Annotated in this window: 10 protein-coding genes; 5 read left to right on the top strand and 5 right to left on the bottom strand. The window is 62.7% G+C overall.

Annotation, left to right across the window (positions count from 1 at the left end):
- Positions 1-191: 191 nt before the first annotated feature.
- From AC1ECK_RS27135 to AC1ECK_RS27125, 3 genes are read left to right on the top strand one after another with little or no spacing between them, the layout of a single operon-like run.
- Positions 192-1,322: an efflux RND transporter periplasmic adaptor subunit gene (locus AC1ECK_RS27135; protein WP_480324666.1), complete on the top strand. Its 1,131-nt coding sequence runs from the start codon at positions 192-194 to the stop codon at positions 1,320-1,322.
- Between the two features lie 11 nt (positions 1,323-1,333).
- Positions 1,334-4,561, top strand: coding sequence for an efflux RND transporter permease subunit (locus AC1ECK_RS27130; protein WP_480324664.1), 3,228 nt, complete (start codon positions 1,334-1,336; stop codon positions 4,559-4,561).
- An 11-nt stretch (positions 4,562-4,572) separates the two neighbouring features.
- Positions 4,573-6,054, top strand: a complete 1,482-nt coding sequence (locus AC1ECK_RS27125) for an efflux transporter outer membrane subunit (protein WP_480324662.1) — start codon at positions 4,573-4,575, stop codon at positions 6,052-6,054.
- 293 nt (positions 6,055-6,347) lie between these two features.
- Here AC1ECK_RS27125 and AC1ECK_RS27120 read toward each other — a convergent pair whose 3' ends face one another.
- Positions 6,348-7,544, bottom strand: a complete 1,197-nt coding sequence (locus AC1ECK_RS27120; RefSeq protein WP_480324660.1) for an MFS transporter — start codon at positions 7,542-7,544, stop codon at positions 6,348-6,350.
- Positions 7,541-8,353: a DeoR/GlpR family DNA-binding transcription regulator gene (locus AC1ECK_RS27115; RefSeq protein ID WP_480324658.1), complete on the bottom strand. Its 813-nt coding sequence runs from the start codon at positions 8,351-8,353 to the stop codon at positions 7,541-7,543. Before AC1ECK_RS27115 ends, AC1ECK_RS27120 begins: the two co-directional genes overlap by 4 nt.
- Positions 8,354-9,712: 1,359 nt before the next feature.
- On the opposite strand from AC1ECK_RS27115, the gene AC1ECK_RS27110 reads away from it, so the two are divergent.
- Positions 9,713-9,979 (top strand): hypothetical protein, encoded by a 267-nt coding sequence (locus tag AC1ECK_RS27110; RefSeq protein ID WP_480324657.1) that lies wholly within the window; start codon positions 9,713-9,715, stop codon positions 9,977-9,979.
- Between the two features lie 263 nt (positions 9,980-10,242).
- On the opposite strand, the gene AC1ECK_RS27105 is transcribed toward AC1ECK_RS27110, so the two are convergent.
- From AC1ECK_RS27105 to AC1ECK_RS27095, 3 genes are all read right to left on the bottom strand, one after another.
- A complete protein-coding gene (locus tag AC1ECK_RS27105) occupies positions 10,243-11,970 on the bottom strand; it encodes an IlvD/Edd family dehydratase (RefSeq protein ID WP_480324655.1) in 1,728 nt (575 codons plus the stop codon).
- A gap of 464 nt (positions 11,971-12,434) precedes the next feature.
- Positions 12,435-13,190, bottom strand: coding sequence for an SDR family oxidoreductase (locus AC1ECK_RS27100; protein WP_480324653.1), 756 nt, complete (start codon positions 13,188-13,190; stop codon positions 12,435-12,437).
- 74 nt (positions 13,191-13,264) lie between these two features.
- A complete protein-coding gene (locus tag AC1ECK_RS27095) occupies positions 13,265-14,224 on the bottom strand; it encodes a GlxA family transcriptional regulator (protein WP_480324651.1) in 960 nt (319 codons plus the stop codon).
- A gap of 238 nt (positions 14,225-14,462) precedes the next feature.
- On the opposite strand from AC1ECK_RS27095, the gene AC1ECK_RS27090 reads away from it, so the two are divergent.
- Entirely contained in the window at positions 14,463-15,101 is a 639-nt protein-coding gene (locus AC1ECK_RS27090) for an HD domain-containing protein (RefSeq protein WP_480324649.1), read from the top strand.
- Positions 15,102-15,203 lie beyond the last annotated feature (102 nt).

The raw sequence follows: 15,203 nt of genomic DNA, 5'->3' as shown, positions 1-15,203 counted from the left end.
ATTTTCACGTCGCGTTTTCACCTCTGTGTTGCCGCGACGTACCACAGCCGGAAATCAATATGCCAGAAACGATATGCCATGAGCGGGCAAGGTCGCGTCGAGCGACTCGCCTGTCCCACCCTCTCATTACCGCGGTCGCGCTCGCGACGATATTGGTGGTTGCCGGATGCGGGCAGCACGAGCAGATGGGCATGCCGCAGCAGACGGCGGAGGTCGGCACCTTGACCATCGCGGCGCAGAAGGTCGTCATGACGACCGAGCTGTCGGGCCGTCTGTCGGCGCTGAAGGTGTCCGACGTCAGGCCGCAGGTGAGCGGTATCGTCCTGAAGCGCCTGTTCGCCGAGGGTTCGGACGTCAAGGCGGGCCAGGTGCTCTATCAGCTCGATCCGGCCAGCTATCAGGCCAGCTACGACGAGGCACGCGGCACGCTCGAGAAGGCGAAGGCCACGCTCGCGTCGGCGAAGACGAAGACCGACCGCTATGCGGAACTGGTCAAGATCAACGCCGTTAGCCATCAGGATTACGACGACGCCATGGCGGCCATCAACGAAGACCAGGCCGACGTGGTGGCCGATGCGGCGTCGCTCGAATCGGCGCGCGTCAATCTCGTGCGGACCCGCATCACGGCGCCGATCTCCGGGCGGATTGGCTCATCGAGCGTGACCGAGGGTGCGCTCGTCACGTCGGACCAGACGACGGCGCTCGCGACGATCCAGGCCTACGACCAGATGTATCTCGATGTCACACGCACCAGTGGCGACTGGCTGCGGCTGCGCAAGGAGTTTGCGTCGGGGCAACTGAAAAAGGCCGGCAGCAATGGGGCGGTGGTCCGGCTCGTGATGGAAGACGGTACGGACTACGCTCATACGGGCGTGCTGCAGTTTTCTGGCATCACGGTCGATGCGACCACGGGGTCGGTCACGCTGCGCATGACCTTCCCGAATCCAGAGGGCGAGTTGTTGCCGGGCATGTTCGTGCGTGCGAGTCTTGACGAAGGGGTGAACGACGGCGCGATCCTCGTGCCGCAGCTTGCGGTAACGCGTGGCTCGGAAGGCAAGGCGAGCGTGTTCGTCGTCGACGCTGCGGGCAAGGCGCAGGAACGCCAGGTTCGGGCCGATACGGCCTATGGCGACGAGTGGATCGTCACCGAGGGGCTGGCGCCCGGCGATCGTCTGATCGTCAGCGGTCTGCAGCAGGTGCGGGCCGGTTCACCGGTCAAGGTGGTTGCTGACACGCCGCAGCCGCAGGTGCGTGCCGCCTCGGCTTCCTCGGCAACGGGTGCTACGACCACGGCCGCCGCCGCGGCCACCACGCAGCAGTAAGCGGAGACGGCATGGCGAATTTCTTTATCAACCGGCCGATCCTCGCATGGGTCATCGCGATCGTCATCATGCTCGTCGGTACGGCGGCCGTCACGACGCTGCCCGTCGAGCAGTATCCGACCATTGCGCCGCCGTCGATCCAGGTCACGGCGACCTATCCTGGGGCGTCGGCCGAAACCATTGCGGCCACGGTCACGCAGGTCATCGAACAGAAGCTGAGCGGCATCGACAACGTGCTCTATATGTCGTCGACGAGCAACTCGGCGGGGCAGGCGACGATCACGCTGACGTTCAATGCGGGCACCGACCCTGACATCGCGCAGGTGCAGGTGCAGAACAAGGTTAGTCAGGCGACCTCGTCGTTGCCCGAAACGGTTCAGGAGCAAGGCGTCCAGGTCGCCAAGGCCTCGAGCGACTTCCTGATGATCATGACGCTGTCCTCGCCGGGTGGCACCTACAACTCGATCGACCTCGGCAACATTCTCGCGACCCAGGTCGAAGACCCGCTCACGCAGATCAACGGTGTCGGCGACGTCACACTGTTCGGCGCGCAGCACGCGATGCGCATCTGGCTCAATCCGGTCAAGCTCCACAGCTATGGTCTCATGACCTCTGACGTGACCACGGCGATTTCGAACCAGAACGTCCAGCTCTCGGTCGGGCAGGTGGGCGGCACGCCCGCGACGGATTCGCAGGCCATCAACGCGACCATCCTGTCGTCGAGCCTGATGACCACGGCCGACCAGTTCAGCAATATCCTGCTGCGCGTCAACAGCGACGGCTCGAAGGTGCTGCTGAAGGACGTCGCGCGCGTCGAAGTCGGCGGCGACGACTATTCGACGTCGGCACGGCTGAACGGCAAACCGGCCGGCGCGCTCGCGATCAAGCTCGCGACGGGCGCGAACGCGATGACGGTGGCCAAGGCCGTACGCGCGAAGCTCGCGGAACTGCAACCGCAACTGCCGAAGGACGTGGCGGTCAGCTATCCGTACGACACGACGCCGTTCGTGCGCATTTCCATCGAGGAAGTCATCAAGACGCTGTTCGAAGCAGTGATTCTGGTGTTCCTCGTCATGTATCTGTTCCTGCAGAACCTGCGGGCGACGCTGATTCCGACGATCGTCGTGCCCGTTGCGCTGCTCGGCACGTTCGGTGTGATGTCGGTGATCGGGTTTTCGATCAACGTGCTGTCGATGTTCGCGATGGTGCTCGCCATCGGGCTGCTCGTCGACGATGCGATCGTGGTGGTCGAGAACGTCGAGCGGATCATGAGCGAGGAGAAGCTCGCGCCGAAGGAGGCCACCCGCAAGGCCATGGGTCAGATCACGGGGGCGTTGCTCGGCGTGACGACGGTGCTGACGGCCGTGTTTATTCCGATGGCGTTCTTCGCGGGTTCCACCGGCGCCATCTACCGCCAGTTCTCGATCACGATCGTCTCCGCGATGGTTCTGTCGGTGGTGCTCGCGCTCACGCTGACGCCAGCGCTTTGCGCGACGATGCTGCGACCCGTGGGGCACGAGGCGAAACGCGGCTTCGCGGGGTGGTTCAACCGCGTCTTCAATTCGGGCAGCCGCGATTACAGTTCGGTGCTGACGCGCATGGTCGCGAAACCGCTTCGCTACATGGTGATCTATCTGCTGATCGGCGGCGTCGCGGGGATTCTGTATATGACGCTGCCGTCTTCGTACCTGCCGGAAGAGGACCAAGGGTATTTCATGGTGTCGATTTCGGCGCCCGTTGGCACGCCGGCCTCGAAAACCTCGCAGACGGTCGAGGCTGTCGAGCATTACTTTCTCGACAAGGAGCCCGCTGTCCAGCAGATCATCACCGTCAATGGTTTCAGCTTCAACGGTGAAGGGCAGAACAACGCGCTGGCCTTCGTATCGCTGAAGGACTGGAGCAAGCGCAGCAGCCACGACGGCTCCTCGGCAATGATCCAGCGCGCGAACCAGTATTTCGGGAGCAATCGCGATGCACAGGTCTTCGTGCTCAATCCGCCTGCCATCCAGGGCCTCGGCACCCAGAGCGGTCTCGATTTCGAGGTCGAGGATCGGGCCGGAGCAGGGCACGACAAGCTCATGCAGGTGCGCAACCAGTTGATAGGGATGGCGGCGAAGGACCCGGCGCTGATGATGATGCGTCCGGCCGGGCTTGAAGATACGCCGCAGCTTCAGGTCGTCATCGACCGCGAAAAGGCCAGTGCGCTGGGGCTGTCGATTTCCGACGTCAACGACACGCTGCAGACGGCTTTCGGCTCGTCCTACGTGAACAACTATATCGACACCGGGCGCATCCAGAAGGTGTACGTCCAGTCGGACGCGCCTTATCGCATGATGCCGGCCGATATCGGCAAATGGTACGTCAAGGCGAGTTCGTCATCCTCCTCGTCTTCATCTTCATCTTCATCTTCATCTTCGTCATCGTCATCGTCATCGTCTTCTTCGTCGAGCAGCAGCACGACGTCGGGCTACGATTCGTCGATGGTGCCGTTCTCCGCGTTCGCGACGAGCAAATGGAGTACCGGCTCGCCGCAGATCGAGCGTTATAACCGCGAGCTGGCGTCGGAAATGTCGGCGCAGACCCGCCCCGGCACGAGCACGGGGCAGGCTATGACGGCGGTGGAGAAGCTGGCGAAGCAGTTGCCAGCCGGTTTCGGCGTCGAGTGGACGGGGCAGTCGTACCAGGAGAAGCAGTCGGGCTCGCAGGCGACTTACCTCTACGCGATCTCGCTCATCGTCGTGTTCCTCTGTCTCGCGGGCTTGTATGAGAGCTGGTCGATTCCGTTCGCGGTGATTCTCGTCGTGCCGCTCGGCGTGCTTGGCGCGCTGCTCGCGGCACATCTGCGAGGCCTGTCGAACGATATCTATTTCAAGGTGGGTCTGCTGACGACGATTGGTCTGTCGACGAAGAACGCCATTCTGATCGTCGAATTCGCCAAGGACCTTCAGGCGCAGGGCCGTGGTCTGGTCGAAGCGACGCTCGAAGCCGCGCATCTGCGGTTGCGGCCGATCCTGATGACCTCGCTTGCCTTCGTGTTCGGCGTGCTGCCGCTCGTGATCAGCTCGGGCGCGGGGGCATCGGCGCGGCATGCGATCGGCACGGGGGTCGCGGGCGGGATGATCGCCGCCACGGTGCTTGCCATTTTCTTCGTCCCGGTGTTCTTCATCGTCGTCCGCCGATTGTTCAAGGAGCACGAAACGACGTCGGACAACCTGAGCACGGACGGGGATGCAGCATGAGGCAAGGCAACATGAAGACCAAACTGAAACTCACTGCCATCCTCTGCGCGGCATTGCTGTCGGCCTGTACGCTCGACCCGGCTTACCACCGGCCCGACGCGCCGGTTGAGACCACGGCGTGGGCCGAGAATGGCGGGGCCACGGCGGCCGCGTCGTCAGTTCCGGGCGCGTCTGCGGCGGTGACGACATCTGCGACGGCAAATGCGCCGCTTGCGTCGGATCTCGGTTGGCGGGACTTCCTCAAGGACCCCCGCCTGCAACGGCTGATCGAACTGGCACTCGCGAACAACCGCGATCTGCGCGTCGCAGCGCTCGATGTAGAGGAATACGAAGCAAAGTACCGGATTGCGCGGGCAGACCTCGGGCCGACCATCGATGCGTCGGGTTCGATGACGCGTGAGCGCGCCTTGGGGACCGAGAGCGGACTCAATTCGAGCAGCGTCGGCGTCGGCATCTCGTCGTGGGAGATCGATTTCTTCGGGCGGCTGAGCAGTCTCAAGCGTCAGGCACTCGAGGAGTACCTGTCGACCGACGCTGCGCGCACGAGCACGCAGATCAGCCTCGTTGCAACGGTGGCGGGCGACTACCTGCAACTGCTGTCCGACGAGGAGTTGCTGAAGATTACGGCGGATACGGTCAAGGCGGACCAGGCTACCTATGAGCTCACGCTCAACGAGATGAAGATCGGCACGGCCTCGATGCAGGATGTGCGGCAGGCAGAGAACTCGCTCGCTAGCGCGCGGGCTAACCTCGCTTCGTACACACGTGCCGTGGCGCAGGACCGCAACAATCTCGTCGAGGAAATCGGCTGTCCGCTGCCCGACGATCTGCTGCAAGGCCCGACGCTTACCGCAAGCGAGGGGCTGTTCGCAGACGTCAATGAAGGCCTGCCGTCCGACCTGCTGACGCGGCGGCCCGACATCGTGGAGGCGGAGCACACGCTGAAGGCGGCGAACGCCAATGTCGGCGCGGCGCGCGCGGCGTTCTTCCCGAAAATCACGTTGACGGCCTCGGCGGGTACGTCGAGTTCGAGCCTGTCTGGTCTCTTCAAGGCCGGCAGCGGCGCATGGGAGTTTGCGCCGTCGATCTCGATCCCGATCTTCGACTGGGGCAACAACAAGGCGTCGCTCGATGCCACGAAGGTCGAAAAGAACATCGACATCGCCGATTACGAGAAGACGATCCAGACGGCATTCAAGGAAGTGGCGAACGCGTTGGCCGGACGCGCGACCTATGTGGCCCAGGTCGATGCGGACCGCGAGTATGTGACCTCCGCACAGCAATACTACGATCTCGCGCAGGCACGTTACCGCAGCGGCACGGACAGCTTCCTGACGCTGCTCGATGCACAACGCACGCTCTATACGGCCCAGCAGCAACTGGTGTCGGACTCGCTGTCGAAGCTGTCGAACCTTGTGACGCTCTACAAGGTGCTCGGCGGCGGGTGGTCTGAAACCGGCGTGCAGGCTGCGGGGACGGCGCCGAAGATGTGACCGGCTCGAGACCTTCTGGTGTCAGCATGACATCACGTGTGCCAGCAAGGAAACAAGCCAGCACACGTGGACTGCCAAGGTGACGCGCGCCGAGGTCTTGCCTCCCGCGTCGCGCGCTTCTAGTCCCGCACGTACGTCACGACTTCCACCCGGCGGTCCGGCTGAAGGCATCGCACTAGGTCCGCGTTGTCGGATACGAACGACTAAAGGTGAGAATGTTCGGGAGCTTCAATAGGCATCGAGGCAAGCGATAAGAACGCGCTGATCCGGCTGGATCGTCGCGTGACACGGAGTCAGTTGCAGCCGGATACCTCGCACCCTGACGATGGATGCCCGGCGAGGCTCTTACGCACACTTCTGCCACCCCACCCGCCTACCGCCAGTGTTGCCAGCAGCAGCGTGCACAATGCAATACGCAGACTGAACAGGCCTGCTGCGAAGCCGATCAGTGGAGGACCGATGAGAAAGCCCGCATAACCCGCCGTCGCCGCCATCGAGACGCCGACCGCAGGTGTGGTGGTCGAACGGCCCGCGGCGCTGAAGATCACCGGGACGACGTTGGCGAGCCCGATGCCAACCATTGCAAAGCCCGCGCAGGCCGTGATTGCGTTCGTGAAACCCAGCACGAGCGCGAGCCCTAGGGCTGCAAGAATGCCGCCTGTCGCCACCACGCTCGCTGGACCCAGGCGACGGACGGCGGCGTCGCCGACTACACGGCAAGCGGCCATCGCAAAGGCAAACGACGAATAGCCAAGGGCGGCCGAGCCCGCCTGTCCGGCGAGTGCCGAGCGCAGGAATACCGCGCTCCAGTCGGCGATCGCGCCTTCGACCAGCATGCAGAGAAAGGCGAGCGCGGCGAGTCTCATCACACCGGCGCTGGGTAGCATTAGCCCACCTGTCGATTCGGGCTCACGCGGACCGATATCCTTCAGCGCCAGCATCATGCTGCCCAATACGAGCACACCAATCACGCTATCGGGAAGCAGAAGCCCCATCAGTCCCAGATGTCCGCTCACCGCGGCAATCCCATTGGCCTGAATCGCTGCTCCTAGCGCAGCGCCCGTGAGGCCGCCCGCACTCCATGCAGCATGAAACGACGACATGATCGGCGCCTGCCACTTTCGTTCAATGGCGCTGGCATGGCCGTTCATCGATACGTCGAGCGCCCCGTTAGATGCGCCGAGCGCGAGCAGGACGAGCCATAACAGCGGGAGATTGGGCACCAGAGCGGGCAGCGGCAGCGCACAGAAAAACGCGATGCCGAACAGCGCGGTGGCGCGGCCGCTGCCGAAGCGCGGGGCCAGCCGCCCAGCAAGCGGCATCGCGACGATTGCGCCCAGCGCAAAAGCGAACAACGCGATGCCTAGCGATGCATCCGTGAGCGACAACGCCTGCTTCACTTGCGGTACTTCGACGGCCCACGCGCCGATGCCCAGCCCATTGGCAAAGAAGATCGCTGTCGTCGCAGCGCGTTCCGCGGTGAGGTTCATGAGCGGGCCACCACTACGTTGCTGAACGCTTTCTCGAGCGCGCTGAGCCGTTCGGCGGGGACGTCCGGCTCGACAATCAGGTGTTCTACGGCGGCTGCCGGCGCCACGAAAAACGGTGCGGCTGTCATCAACTTCTCGGACGTGACGGCGACGGCGATCTGCCCGCTCGACCTGACCATCGCACGCTTGAGCTCCGCATCTTCGGCATCGAAACCGGCGATCCCTTCTGTCACGTCAACCGCGCACGCGCCCAGAAAACACAGGTCGGCCTTCACCTGCTGAATCTGGAGTAGAGCGGTCGCGCCGAGTGAACCGCCGCCTTGCGGTCCCACGCGTCCGCCGATCAGGACGATTTCGAAGCCCGTGCGGTCGAGCAGATGCAGGCAGGCTTGGGGCGAGTTGGTCAGGACCGTCAGGTTCGCGTCGTCCGGAAGTGCCTGAGCGATGGCGGCGTTGGTCGACCCTGCGTCTAGAAGGATGATCTGTCCGGGCCGGACGATCGAGGCCGCGGCAACGGCGAGGCGGGTTTTTCTGTCGACTGCTTCGCGCATCCGTGTCGAGGCGGAATGCCCGGCTGGCGACAGAAGCAATGCACCGCCGTAGACGCGTTTGCAGTGCCCCGCGTCCGCCAGATCACGAAGATGGCGGCGGATGGTGTGCTCGGAAGTGTTGAATTCCAGCGCTAGGTCGGCTGCCAGTACCCGGCCCTTTGCGCGCAGCTTTTCAAGGATGAGCCGCTGCCGTTCATCGGGGAGAAGGCCTTCGGTGGCTTCGCGTCGGGTTCTTTGCATGATGCGCTCGTGAGGCACAAAATCGATCGTAAACGATCATAAAATATCGTAAACGAGCAGAATTTGCAAAATATTTTGACGGTGTGAGCTGAAGCCTCATGGGAGAACGCCGTGCCAGCCAATGAAAAATGAGTCGCACAGAGACCAGGGGGAATCGGGAACCCTGGCGTTGGCTGCTTCGACCGGGCAACGGATGATTGAGGTTTTCATTTTCTGTGTCGCTCGGTATGGATGACATCGTGTCGGCTATTTGAAGGCATACTTGGGAATGCAGATTAACTGCGGCTGCGAGTAAAGGTGAGGATATTCGGGAGTCTTCGATGGTGATGAAGAGGTGCGCTTTTGAGCGTATGTTGATTTCACCTTTTGCCGTTCATCGGTGAGAGTCTTGCCGCATTCGCCCGTCACCTTTCCAACTGATCGAGCGATGGTTTGCAAAATGGCGAGATAAAGCGCTGCACACGCCTGACGCCCGCTTGACAACTTCTGGCGTATCAACCACTTGCATCGTTTGCTAGAAAGTTATTCACACCCTTGTGAACATTATCTGTTGATAACCTGATCGTACTTGCCCACCGATTGCCGCATCGCGAACACGGTATCCAATCCTAACGCGATCAAACACTTGGAGGAGGGCGATCCGGGCGGCACGATGCGGTGGTATCGGGTTGCATCGGAAAATCACTGGGTGTGACTTTTGGCGCCTCCTCTCATCGCGGCAGCAGGTGAAAATCAGATTTGGCCCATAGGCACGACCCCATTGATTGGGATAGCTTGTTTGCGGGGCGGAAGGAACCGGCAGAGGCTGAGGTGAGCGGGCAGGATGGATATGCATGCGGATCGCCACTTACAAGATGAGGAATGCATAGATAGACTGTCGTTCAATTTCCCTGTGCGTAACCCGGACTGTCTGGCATATGTTGCCTTCGCTCCCAAGTCAGTTGAAGCGGACAGCGCTGCGAAGCGGTAAACAGAGAGCAGGCTGCAGCCACCGCAAATACGGCGCTCCGGTCGGACATAGACACGTTCGCTGACGAGGACCGCTGTACCGTCCGCATTCTTGTGCCCGCCTCCGGGCGCTTGCTCCGTGGCCGAAAAAATAAAATAAACGATATATACTGTTTTGGCGTTTTCCACACGGAGATGACCATGGCCACACCCAGCACCCGAAAATCGACCAGGAAACCCGCTCCGTCGCCCGTTGGCGCGGATGGCAGCGCAGAGGCCGCTCACGCCGCTGCGCCGGCGCCGGAGAAGAAGACCACGGCTGTCAAAACGGCCAGAGCCGCGAGAGCGCCCAAAGCAACCGGAACGAGCAAAGCAGCCCCAGCGCGCAAGTCACCTCGCCCGGCTAAGCCCGAATCGCCAAGCGTCGCAGTGGAGCAAAAGGCAAAGCGTGCGAAGAAGGAGAAGGTCGTCCGCGATAGCTTCACCATGCCGAAATCCGACTACGAGAAAATAGCCGCGTTGAAGCAGAAATGCCTGGATGCGGGCGTGGCCGTGAAGAAGAGTGAGTTGCTGCGAGCCGGTCTGCTGTTGCTTGAAGGGATCCCAGTCGACCGCCTGCTCGATGCGATCGCGGCTGTCGAGACCGTCAAGACGGGTCGGCCGGCGAAGCGCTCGCAGCAGGAGGCGGTGCACTAGCCAGGCGCGCTAAGCCCGCGATGAGCACTCGCGGCGCACACCGCCGCCGCGCTCAAGTGTGCTTGTCCGGAGCCGAATGGTGAGACTTTTCGGGAGCGTGTGCGAAGCGCGTCGATGGTCAGTGTGTTGCCCAGGACCTGGCGTAGCGCTTCGCTTATCACGTTGGGATCAGGCCAACGGTCCCAGCAGTTCGGCAAACCGCCGGGCCGACTATTCCGTTGCAACCGGCGCGTCAACACCGGGCGCACCGGCACCGCGTTCGCTCAATGCGAGTCGCGTGGCACGGCTGCGCCGCTGGAGCCGACGAGGAACTCGAGATCCGCGCCCAGATTCGCTTGCTGAACGCTATCCACGTATAGCTTGTACCAGCCGCGCTGAGGCGTAGGCGGGGCTTGCCACGCGGCGCGGCGGCGCGCGAGCTCTGCGTCGCCCACGTCGAGATGAAGCCGCCGCCCCGCCACGTCGAGTTCGATCATGTCTCCATCTTGCACGAGCGCGAGCGTGCCGCCCGCGGCCGCTTCCGGGGCCACGTGTAAGACCACCGCGCCGTAGGCCGTGCCGCTCATCCGGCCATCGGAGATACGTACCATATCCGTAATACCCTGCTTTAATACCTTGGGCGGCAAAGGCATGTTGCCGACTTCGGCAAAGCCGGGGTAGCCCTTCGGTCCAGCGCCCTTGAGCACCATGACGCAATTGGCGTCGATATCGAGACTGTCGTCGTTGATGCGCGCATGCAGGTCCTCCACGCTTTCGAACACCACCGCGCGGCCGCGGTGCTGCAGAAGCGCCGCCGTGGCGGCCGAGGGTTTGATGACGGCGCCATCCGGCGCCAGATTGCCCTTCAGCACCGCAATGCCTGCATGAGGTTTGAACGGCGCTTCAAACGGGAAAATCACCTTGCGGTCGAAGCACTCAGCCTCGCTGACGTTGTCCCAGATCGTACGGCCATTCACCGTCAGCGCATCGCGGTGGAGCAACTGTGCTTGGCCCAGTTCGCGTAGCACCGCGGGCAAGCCGCCGGCGTAATAGAAATCCTCCATCAGAAACTCGCCGGACGGTTGCAGGTTCACGAGACAGGGCACCTCGGAGCCACGCTCCCAGTCTTCCAGCTTCAGGTCCACGCCAATTCGTCCGGCAATCGCCAACAGGTGCACCACGGCATTGGTCGAGCCGCCGATGGCCGCATTGGCGCGGATCGCGTTTTCGAAGGCTGGTCGCGTCAGGATCTTGTCCATCGTGAGGTCTTCGTTGACCATCTCCACGATGCGGCGCCCCGCCATGTGAGCCAGCACCTGACGACGCGCATCGACGGCGGGAATGGCCGCGTTGTGCGGCAACCCCATGCCGAGCGCTTCGACCATGCTGGCCATCGTCGAGGCTGTGCCCATGGTCATGCAGTGACCGCGCGAGCGGTTCATGCAGCTTTCCGCTTCGATGAACTGCTCCATGTTCATCGTGCCGGCCCGCACCTGTTCGGACATCTGCCAGACGCCGGTGCCTGAGCCGAGCGTCTGGCCGCGATAGCGGCCGTTCAGCATCGGTCCGCCCGAGACGGCGAGCGACGGCAGATTGCACGACGCCGCACCCATCAGCAGCGCGGGTGTGGTTTTGTCGCAGCCGCATAGCAGGATCACGCCGTCGATCGGATTGCCGCGAATCGATTCCTCGACGTCCATCGATGCCAGGTTGCGAAACAGCATGGCGGTGGGTCGCAGATTCGATTCGCCCAGCGACATGACCGGGAATTCCACCGGAAATCCGCCTGCCTCGTACACCCCTTTCTTGACGTACTCGGCCAGTTCGCGGAAGTGCGCGTTGCACGGCGTGAGCTCCGACCACGTATTGCAGATGCCGATGACGGGACGGCCATCGAACAGATGATGCGGCAGTCCCTGGTTCTTCATCCACGAGCGATGAATGAAGCCGTCCTTGTCGGCTTTGCCGAACCAGGCCTGACTACGCAAGGGTTTCTTGGTGGGGCTGTTCACGAGTGTCTCCTTTCGTGTGCTTCATGAGCGCAATGGAATGCGCCCGATGAGCTGTGTGAGCTTCCCGAACTGCGTGAGCGGAACCGATGGATGCGGGGCGGTGGGCCGTTGGCCTCGACTCCATGCGCGATTCGATCAAGATTGTCGCAACGCGCCGCTTGGTATCTGCAATGGACTTTACGAGCGGCTCGGGGCTCAGTCAACCAAAGCGCGGGTGTCCCCCTATCTGAATGAAGCTTTCTACCTTGAGATCGGGCAGGCCAGGCCGCGCGTTCAGTGCAGCCAAGCGGCATCGCCGGAGGAAAGGTGAGAACTTTCGGGAGCGTGAAAGTACGAGGGGCGTGTTGCGGAATACAGCGGAAAAATCGCCTTGCGCAGGCGGGTTGCCTGAGACGCGGATCTGCGGGCCGGCACCGATAGGTGAGAAGATTCGGGAGCCGGCCCGGACAACAGGCTTCGGTGAGCTAGCCGTGCTGGGCCAACTCACGGATATCGGCGACCGGCGTCTGTCCGAACGCGTCGCTCAATACAAAATCGATCAACTGGGCCGCGCATTGCTCAGGTGAAGTCAACTGGCCGCTGCGCTTGAGTTCTTCGAATTTCTCGCGCAATGGGAACTGTTCTTTGCCGCTGCCGCGAATCTCGGCCTGCATGTTGGTATCGACCACCCCAGGCGCGACGCTGCAAATCCGTAGCGCGCGATTGGCGTCGAGCGCGACCGCACGCGCATGGTGATCGAGGGCGGCCTTGGTCGCGCAATAGATGCTCCAGCCGGGATAAGCGTTGCGGGCTGCGCCGCTCGAGATGTGGGCGATGCGCCGGTCGTTGGCCGTCACGCTCGCAGTCGCGACGGCGCTCGCCAGCATCAGCGGCGTCGCCACATTCAGTCCGACCGCGCCGGCAATCGCGCCCGCGTCCTGCGTTTCGAGCGGGCCAATCGGCTGCACCACGCCGGCATTGTTGAACAGCAGCACGCTATGCGCACCGTCGACGAAGCGGCGCAACGCGTCGTCCGCGATCCATTGCGCGACGCGGGCAGGATCGGCGAGATCGAGTTCGACCTCTTCGAGCGTCTGTGGGTAACGCTCCGCGAGTGCGGCGTGACGCGAACGCGAGAGCGCCAGCACGGCAATGTTGCGCGACAGCAGGTGTTCCGCAAGCGCCGCGCCGAGGCCGCGGGTATGGCCGGTGACGATGGCGCGAGTGATAGTTGAGGTCATGAGGGTCGATGGGACGTGCAGATAGAGCCGGGGATTTTCTCACGATGCCCCGTGAGTCTGCAGCGCCGCGCCACTCATGTAGAGCGGAAGCGCTCCCGATACTGCATCGGCGTCGTGCCGATGCGCCGTACGAACACGATGCGCATGCGGTCGGCGGTGCCGAACCCGCAATCGTAAGCAATCGCCTTGAGCGCCGCGGGGCTGCTCTCGAGCAGCTTGCGTGCCGTATCGACCCGCGCCCGTTCGACAAACTCGTGCGGCGTGACGCCGGTTTCCTGCACGAAGACGCGGGCGAAATTGCGAGCGCTCATGCCGGCGACGTCCGCGAGCTGCTTGACGGTGAAGCGCTCGCCGATATGCCCCATCACATGAGCCTGTACCTTGGCCACCGCCGACGTTTCGTCCGCGGGCGCCGTCAGGTAAGGGCTGAACTGGGACTGGCCGCCCTGGCGCTGCGCAAACACGACGAGGCGCTTGGCGACCGCAAGTGCGGTGCGCGGCCCATGGTCCTCGGCAACGAGTGCAAGTGACAGGTCGATGCCGGCGGTCACGCCCGCCGAAGTGACGAGCCGCTCGTCGCGCAGATAGATGCGGTCGAAGTCGACCCGTGCGCGTGGAAATTGGCTGGCCAGTTGCGCGGCGTGCTGCCAGTGGGTCGTGACACTGCGCTCATTTAGCAAGCCTGCATGGCCGAGTGCGAAAGCGCCGGTACAGATCGACCCGTAGCGCTGGCAATGCGCGGCGGCGTTCGTGAGCCAGCGAGTCAGCCGCGGGTCGGGCTCGCTCTCCGGCAAGCTGGGACCGCCTGCTACCAGCGCCAGGTCGAAGGAGCGGCGTGCGCTCTCGAAGGTTTCGTCGGCGACCAGCGTCATGCCATTGGACGCGCGCAATGCGCCCGGTTCGGCGCTCAGCAAGGTCACGCTGTAGTGTGCCTCGGGGGCGAGAAACAGATTGGCTTCCGAAAACACGTCCACGGGTCCCGCGACGTCCAGCGCCTGCACTCCGGGAAAGATCGCGACGGCGACGGTTGGCATTCAATGACCTCATTGAGAACAGACTGCACCGACATCCAGTGGGCGGCTTGCGCGTCGGCGGCAGAAAGCACAGTGCGTTTGGCAGGGTTGAGCGGTCCGCGCTCGTTGCTCGCGCGAAGCGGCTGACCAATACTGAAGCTCGTCAGCCCGGCTCAGTAAACCGATCCAGGAACAGCATAGCAAACCGCTTGTGCGCATGGCTGGGCCCATTCAACCGCACTCCTCTGGAGACTCTCAAATGACCACGATTGCAGGCATCAAGATTCCCGATAGTCTGATGGCGCGAGAAGCAACGCAGCTTGTCAGGGACACCGAAACCGAGCTGCTGTATCACCACTCCCGGCGCGTGTTTCTGTTCGGTTCGCTCGCGGGCCAGCGCAAAGGCCTCAAATACGATCCGGAGCTGCTGTATATCGGCGCGATGTTTCACGACATGGGTCTCGTCGAGCCGTACAGCAGCGCGCACGACCGCTTCGAAGTGGATGGCGCGAACGCCGCGCGTGATTTCCTGCAACGTCATGGGATCGGCGAGGACGATATCGAGCAGGTCTGGAATTCGATCGCGTTGCACACCACGCCGGGCATTCCGCAATATATGAAACCGGTGGTGGCGCTGGTGACGGCGGGCGTCGAGATGGACGTGCTTGGGCTCGCCTACGACGAGTTCACGGAAGAGCAGCGTCATGACGTCGTGCATCACCATCCGCGCGGCGATCACTTCAAGGAAGGCATCATCGACGCCTTCGCGCAAGGCACGATCCACAAGCCCGAAACGACTTTCGGCAACGTCAAGGCCGATGTGCTGGCGCTGAAGGATCCGCATTATCACCGCGAGAACTTCTGCTCGATGATTTTGCACTCGTCGTGGAAGAGCTGAATCCGACGATGTGAACAAGCCCGCGTCATGCTGCCGACGCGGGCCGTTTTTCATCGGCCTATGGAAAAGGTGAGGATTTCCAGGGGTCTGATTTTGACGCTA

It is taken from the genome of Paraburkholderia sp. SSBN10T, from assembly GCF_056619545.1.
Note: the sequence above shows the minus strand (reverse complement) of the source record. Positions and strands in the feature narration are given on the sequence as shown.

What these genes read in the sequence shown, in the direction of transcription:
- AC1ECK_RS27135 (WP_480324666.1), top strand. Translation starts at nt 192, where the DNA reads ATGCCGCAGCAGACGGCGGAGGTCGGCACCTTGACCATCGCGGCGCAG.
- AC1ECK_RS27130 (WP_480324664.1), top strand. Translation starts at nt 1,334, where the DNA reads ATGGCGAATTTCTTTATCAACCGGCCGATCCTCGCATGGGTCATCGCG.
- AC1ECK_RS27125 (WP_480324662.1), top strand. Translation starts at nt 4,573, where the DNA reads ATGAAGACCAAACTGAAACTCACTGCCATCCTCTGCGCGGCATTGCTG.
- AC1ECK_RS27120 (WP_480324660.1), bottom strand. Translation starts at nt 7,544, where the DNA reads ATGAACCTCACCGCGGAACGCGCTGCGACGACAGCGATCTTCTTTGCC.
- AC1ECK_RS27100 (WP_480324653.1), bottom strand. Translation starts at nt 13,190, where the DNA reads ATGACCTCAACTATCACTCGCGCCATCGTCACCGGCCATACCCGCGGC.
- AC1ECK_RS27095 (WP_480324651.1), bottom strand. Translation starts at nt 14,224, where the DNA reads ATGCCAACCGTCGCCGTCGCGATCTTTCCCGGAGTGCAGGCGCTGGAC.
- AC1ECK_RS27090 (WP_480324649.1), top strand. Translation starts at nt 14,463, where the DNA reads ATGACCACGATTGCAGGCATCAAGATTCCCGATAGTCTGATGGCGCGA.